Source organism: Bacillus sp. Xin1 (assembly GCF_013314535.1).
In the GTDB taxonomy this organism is placed as follows: Bacteria; Bacillota; Bacilli; order Bacillales; family Bacillaceae_G; genus Bacillus_A.
Genome location: NZ_JABUAE010000210.1, coordinates 1 through 228, shown reverse-complemented (window position 1 = coordinate 228; position 228 = coordinate 1). Strand labels below are relative to the sequence as shown.

At 35.5% G+C, this 228-nt stretch carries 1 pseudogene; it reads right to left on the bottom strand.

From position 1 onward, the window contains the following. Positions 1 to 64: 64 nt before the first annotated feature. Positions 65 to 228: pseudogene (locus HRG09_RS28570) on the bottom strand (IS6 family transposase); the annotation flags it as partial.

The following is a 228-nucleotide window of genomic DNA, read 5'->3' as shown; positions in this document are numbered from 1 at the left end:
GGTTCTGGTGCAAAATATATGAAGAATGACATCGAGAATAGTAGATTCCTAACGGAATCGTATCTTATGCTATAAGTCCAAACATTTGGTGAATGAACTCTTTTTGATTTTGGACAGACTGATTTTCTAAATCAATCTGTCCCTTTTTTATCATATGCATGGCTTCCACACCACTCAATATAGAGATTGCTGTTTTAAATGACTTGAATCCCAACATAGAACGCACAC